This is a genomic window from Bradyrhizobium sp. (genome assembly GCF_016462955.1).
Taxonomy (GTDB): Bacteria; Pseudomonadota; Alphaproteobacteria; order Rhizobiales; family Xanthobacteraceae; genus Bradyrhizobium.
In genome coordinates, this window is the sequence record NZ_JAEMSD010000237.1 from 4,419 (window position 1) to 10,153 (window position 5,735).

Sequence of the window (5,735 nt, forward strand, 5' to 3'; positions counted from 1 at the left end):
TACCTCTTGGACAACTCCCAGTGCTTTCGAGACTGATATCGTTGCTGCGCCGCATCCCTGCGGTGAACTGGGCGTTGACCCGGCTTCGGCCCTTGCCGGACAACGGCAGCATCAAGGTCGTGCCGACCGCCGCGGACGCTTCGCCCGCAATAGCCGATGATGTCGCGGCCACAGCACAAGCTCCCATCGCCGAGAGCAGCGAGACTGATCTTGCCGCCACAGCTCCAGTCTCGGAGAACGGTGCGGCTGCGTCTCTCGTCGTGGAGAATCCGTCCGACGATATCTGTATCAGCGACGACTCATCTCCGGAGAGAACGACGGAAATCGAGGCGCACGCGACGTCGGCGGTCGCCGAGGAGACGCTGGTTTCATTGGCCGACGCGGAGCACGAGCCAGTTGGAGAGGCGGACCTCGCCATCATTGGCGATGCATCGCCCGCCGAGATCCATTCCGACGTCGCAGTGAAGGTTGGGGCTTCATCATCAGACGTCGCGACCGCTTCGACTGACGTCGCTGATGCCGTCATCGAGGCTGCCCCCTCGCCCGACGCTTCCGCCGATGTCGAAACGGTCGCCGTCGAAGCAATCCCGGTCCTGCTCGGCGATGCCAATAGCGTCGCGGCTGCTGTCTCTGAATCCCGTGCCGATAGCGAACCAGCGCTGGTCGAGATCGCGCCGGCCCCGGCAAACGATGTTCCGCTCGCCACGGCCATTGCGACGGCGGCCAACGACTCATCCAGCGGCGTCCCCGATATCGAGCCCGGTCCGACTCTCGCGTCTCCTTCGCCAGAGATCCGCAGCGCACCGAAAGCTTGCGCCAAAGCCGCGGAGCCCGCCGATCGCGCCGCGCTGATCCGGCAGCGTTGGGCCGAGACGGGGAGCAGGATGTGGAATCCACGGCTTTACGGAACAGGCGAGGCCGCGCTGAACATCCAGGGAAGTGTCGGGCTGCTGCCGCCGGCGCCCGGCGAGACGATGCCGCGCTACGACAAACTCGAATTCAGGATGCTCGGCGGACAGATCGTCTGCGAGGGCGTCATCGTCGAGGCTCCCATACAGGCCAGCCATCGCAGTTTCACACGGCTCGTCGAGCCAAGGCCGATCGAACGGGTCCGCGAGCCCACGCGCCAGCGCCAAGCCGTTCTCGCCTGATCCCTTCTTCTGCGGCCGCGGTGGCCCCCGGGAGATCGCATATGCTCGCAACGGCCGGGCACCATGGTTAGCAGATCGTAGCTGCAGCGATTGCCGGCAAATTGTGCACGAGAAGCTTGCCGTTCCGGCGGCGGATATCCTTAACGCGTCCTCACCCGATGCACGCTGCGGCAACCTGTGCTGGCCTCCCGCACGAGGCCACCTAACGCGCCCTTTACCCGTGCCGTGCAAGATCGCCGGCGTTTTCAGGGGATGCGGGGGCCCGTATTTCGATGCCGATTGCCGATTTGAAGTCTCACCTTGCTGCCGCGGCGCAATTGTTTCGCGTTCCTGCCGACAATCCGGACCTGACGCGCGCGCAGTTCGACGCGTTCTCCAAGCAAATCCCGCTGCTCTACTTCATCCTCATCAGCAGCACGATCGCGGTGGCCTATACGTATGTGAACGTCGCGCCGGACTGGCTGTCGATGATCGTGCCTGGCGCGCTGGCCGCGCTCGCGGGGTTGCGGACCGTCTGGTGGCTGCGCCAGCGCCGCCGTGTGCGCAGCGATGCCGACATCCTGAGCAATCTGCGCGCCACCAACTGGCTGACGCTGCCGATCGGCGCCGGCTTCACCGCCTGGTCCTTCGCTCTCTACCCTTACGGCGATGCCTTCGCCAAGAGCCAGGTCGCATTCTACATGGCGGTCACCGTGATCGCCTGCATCTTCACGTTGATGCATCTGCGTTCCGCAGCGCTGATCGTCACGTTGATCGTCAACGTGCCCTATGTGCTGTTCTTCTTGTCCACGGGCGAGCCGACGCTGAAGGCGATCGCGGTCAACAATCTCCTGGTTTCCGGCGCGATGGTGACGGTGCTGTTCATCTACTACCGCGACTTCGCCGATCTCGTCGCCAGCCGCAAGTCGCTGCTCGCGCAACAGGCCGCGACTCAGGCGCTCTCGGACGAGAACTTCCGCCTCGCCAATCTCGATTCCCTCACCGAGCTGCCGAACCGCCGCCGCTTCTTCGCCGAGCTGTCGAGCGCCTTCACCGATGCCGAGCGCAGGCACGTCCGCGTCGCGGTCGGCATCATCGATCTCGACGGCTTCAAGCCGATCAACGACAATTACGGCCACTCGGTCGGCGACCGCGTGCTGATCGAAGCGGGTCGGCGCATCCGCGAGGTCTGCGAGGGCTTTGGCCCGCAGCGGGTGGAGTTTGCGCGTCTGGGCGGCGACGAGTTCGGCCTCGTCGTGTGCGGCGACCACGAGGATACGGACCTGCTTCGCCTCGGCGAACGCATCGGCGCCCAGGTCAAGCTGCCCTATCAGCTCGACACCGCCCATACCGGACTGTCGTGCTCGATCGGCTTTGCCTCGTTCCCGGACTCCGCGACGTCATCGGAAGCGCTCTATGAGTGCGCCGACTACTCACTCTATCATGCGAAGCGCCATCTGCGCGGCCGCACAATGATCTTCTCGAGCGAGCTCGAGGCGGAGATCCGGAGCCGCGGTGTCATCGAGAACCTGCTGCGCATCGCCGATTTCAGCACCGAGATCGATCTGGTGTTCCAGCCCATCGTCGATGCCATGAGCGAGCACACCGCGGGCTTCGAGGTCCTCGCCCGTTGGCGCAGCGCCCGCCTTGGCCTGGTTTCCCCCGCCGATTTCATCCCGGCCGCCGAACGCATCGGCCTGATCCGGCCGCTGACGCAAGCGCTGCTGGTGCGCGCGCTCGCCACCGCCAGGACGTGGCCCGACCACATTCGCCTCTCGTTCAACCTCTCGGCCCATGACGTCTGCGCGGCCGAAGGCATCCTGCCGCTGATCTCCATCATCGAGAAGAGCGGAATGCCGCCGCGCCGCATCGATTTCGAGATCACAGAGACCGCCGTCACCTTCGACTTCGTGCGCGCACAGCAGTCGATCGCGACGCTGAAGGCCATGGGCTGCGGCGTGTCGCTGGACGATTTCGGCACCGGCTACTCCTCGCTGAGCCATGTGCACCGGCTCCCGCTCGACAAGATCAAGATCGACCGCAGCTTCGTCTCCGACATTAACGACAATCCCGTGAGCTACAAGATCATCAAGTCGCTCACGGGCCTGTGCGACGACATGGAGATCGCCTGCGTCGTCGAGGGCGTCGAGACTCGCGCTCAGCTCGACACCCTGCGCCGGCTGGGTTGCGACTACATCCAGGGCTATTACTTCGCCAAGCCCATGCCGGGCGATGCGATCGGCGACTATCTGGCGAAGGAAAGCGCCCGTCTCGACGGCGCCGGGGCCAAGGTCGTGGCCTGAGATCCGCCTATTTGGCAAGGCTCGGCAGATCGAGGCCCTTGTCGCGCGCACAGTCGATGGCGATGTCGTAGCCCGCATCGGCGTGGCGCATGACACCGCTGGCGGGATCATTCCACAGCACGCGCTCGATCCGCTTGGCCGCTTCCGGGGTGCCGTCGGCGACAATCACCATGCCGGCGTGCTGGGAATAGCCGATGCCGACGCCGCCGCCATGGTGCAACGACACCCAGGTCGCGCCGCTGGCGCAATTGAGCAGTGCGTTGAGCAGAGGCCAGTCGGACACGGCGTCCGAGCCGTCCTTCATCGCCTCGGTCTCGCGGTTCGGGCTCGCCACCGAACCGCTGTCGAGATGATCGCGGCCGATCACAATGGGCGCCTTCAATTCACCGCGCGCAACCATCTCGTTGAAGGCGAGGCCGAGGCGATGGCGGTCGCCGAGACCGACCCAGCAGATCCGTGCCGGCAGGCCCTGGAACTTGATGCGCTCCTTGGCCATGTCGAGCCAATTGTGCAGATGCTTGTCGTCAGGCATCAGCTCCTTGACCTTCGCGTCGGTTCTGAAGATGTCCTCGGGATCGCCCGACAGCGCCGCCCAGCGGAACGGCCCGACGCCGCGGCAGAACAAGGGACGGATATAGGCGGGAACGAAGCCGGGGAAATCGAAGGCGTTTGTCAGGCCCATGTCCTGCGCCATCTGGCGGATGTTGTTGCCGTAGTCGAGTGTCGGAATGCCTTGCGCGTGGAAGTCCAGCATCGCCTGGACGTGCTCGACCATCGACGTTTTGGACGCGCGCTCGACTACCTTTGGATCGGAAGCACGTTTTGTCTCCCATTCCGCCAGCGTCCAGCCCTTCGGCAAGTATCCGTTGATCGGATCATGAGCGCTGGTCTGGTCGGTGACGATGTCGGGCCTGACACCACGGCGAACCAGTTCCGGGAAGATCTCGGCGGCATTGCCGAGCAGGCCGACCGAGACCGCCCTTCTCGTCTTCGCGGCATCCGCCATGATCGCCAGCGCCTCGTCGAGCGTCGCGGCCTGGCGATCGAGATAGCCGGTGCGAAGCCGCATCTCGATGCGGCTCGGCTGGCATTCGACCGCGAGCATCGAAGCACCGGCCATGGTCGCGGCCAGCGGCTGCGCACCGCCCATGCCGCCCAAGCCCGCCGTGAGGATCCATTTGCCGGCGAGGCTGCCGCCATAATGGCGTCGGCCGACCTCGACGAAGGTCTCGTAAGTGCCCTGAACGATGCCCTGGCTTCCGATATAGATCCAGGATCCGGCCGTCATCTGGCCGTACATCATCAGGCCCTGGCGATCGAGCTCGTTGAAATGATCAAGCGTCGCCCAATGCGGCACGATGTTGGAATTGGCGATCAGCACGCGCGGGGCATCGGCATGGGTGCGGAACACGCCGACAGGCTTGCCCGACTGGACCAGCAGCGTCTGGTCGGCGTCGAGCTCGCGCAAGGCCGCGACGATCCGGTCATAGCTCTCCCAGTCGCGTGCAGCGCGACCGATGCCGCCATAGACGACGAGTTCGCTCGGACGCTCCGCGACATCAGGGTCGAGATTGTTCATCAGCATGCGCAAGGGCGCTTCCGTCAGCCAACTCTTGGCGCTGATCTCGCTGCCGCGGGGGGCTCGGATGGTGCGGTCATTGTCCAGTCGATGGTTCATGCGGACCTCTTCAGACGAGTCTCGGAAACGGATCGGTGGGAAGCTGCGCGCGCGCAGCGGCCGGCAGCGCGTCGGCTTCGACCAGCGCCGCGGCCTTGGCGAGATCGCCGGCCATGTAGCGATCCGCACCCAGCGCTGGAACCTGCTCGCGCAAGGCGCCGATGACCGCAGCCAGCGGCGCGCTCGTTGCATGCGGCGCACGCAGCGTGATGCCCTGGGCGGCGACCAGGAGCTCGATGCCGAGGATGGCGGCGAGGTTGTCGGCCATATCGGACAGGCGCCGCGCGGCATGCGCGGCCATCGACACATGGTCTTCCTGGTTGGCGCTGGTTGGTGTCGAGTCGATTGAGCAGGCGGCTGCGCGCTGCTTGTTCTCGGCATAAAGCGCGGCCGCCGTCACCTCGGCGATCATGAAGCCGGAATTGATGCCGGGATCGGGGGTGAGAAACGGCGGAAGCCCGAAGTTGAGCGCGGGATCGACCAGCGTCGCGATGCGCCGCTCGCTGATTGCGCCGATCTCCGACAGCGCCAGCGCGATGGCGTCGGCAGCGAAGGCCACCGGCTCGGCGTGGAAATTGCCGCCGGAGACGATCTCGCCGGTCTCGACCAGCACCAGCGGATTGT

Annotated in this window: 4 protein-coding genes; 2 read left to right on the top strand and 2 right to left on the bottom strand. The window is 65.3% G+C overall.

Features of this window, described 5'->3' with window-relative positions; all coding sequences use genetic code 11:
* Positions 1 to 41 precede the first annotated feature (41 nt).
* Together JHD07_RS22450 and JHD07_RS22455 are read left to right on the top strand one after the other, a co-directional pair.
* Positions 42 to 1,151: a hypothetical protein gene (locus JHD07_RS22450; protein ID WP_291625889.1), complete on the top strand. Its 1,110-nt coding sequence runs from the start codon at positions 42 to 44 to the stop codon at positions 1,149 to 1,151.
* 272 nt (positions 1,152 to 1,423) lie between these two features.
* Positions 1,424 to 3,433, top strand: coding sequence for an EAL domain-containing protein (locus tag JHD07_RS22455; protein WP_291625891.1), 2,010 nt, complete (start codon positions 1,424 to 1,426; stop codon positions 3,431 to 3,433).
* 7 nt (positions 3,434 to 3,440) lie between these two features.
* Here the strand turns inward: JHD07_RS22455 and hutU are convergent, their stop codons facing one another.
* Positions 3,441 to 5,111 carry a urocanate hydratase gene (hutU, locus tag JHD07_RS22460; RefSeq protein WP_291625893.1) on the bottom strand — a complete coding sequence of 557 codons (1,671 nt, stop codon included), beginning with the start codon at positions 5,109 to 5,111 and terminating at the stop codon, positions 3,441 to 3,443.
* A gap of 10 nt (positions 5,112 to 5,121) precedes the next feature.
* Positions 5,122 to 5,735, bottom strand: a 614-nt coding sequence (locus JHD07_RS22465) for an aromatic amino acid lyase (RefSeq protein ID WP_291625895.1), incomplete at its 5' end; no start/stop codon positions are given.